Raw genomic sequence first — 331 nt, forward strand, 5'->3', positions numbered from 1 at the left:
TAGTCTGGGTCTTCCGCTGGAGAGAGTAAGTTCATAAACATCTCCCCAACCCTTAGAAATAATGTACGGTGTTCCGGTACCGGCACCACCCCAATATACCCAAGTACTCAAAGTAAGATTATCTAAAGGATTGAGAATGCCTCCGGTGGCACTGGTGACTTTAATATAATCGTCTAAACCGTCGAGATTAATAGAAGAATTTAGTTTACCGGTGGCGCCGTTGGTCCAGGCGGCGGAGGTACCAACAGAACAAGTGCCGACGGAGTTTTGGGTACCGGAGGCACCGATGCTAAGGGTGCCATGATTAGCATTGCCGCTCCAGTCGGCAACT

1 protein-coding gene is annotated in these 331 nt (G+C 49.2%); it reads right to left on the reverse strand.

Features of this window, described 5'->3' with window-relative positions:
• Positions 1-331: hypothetical protein (locus COX77_02920; protein ID PIZ98963.1), on the reverse strand; the 331-nt coding region annotated here is incomplete at both ends.

This window comes from Candidatus Komeilibacteria bacterium CG_4_10_14_0_2_um_filter_37_10 (assembly GCA_002793075.1).
Lineage (GTDB): Bacteria > Patescibacteriota > Patescibacteriia > UBA1558 > UBA1558 > UM-FILTER-37-10.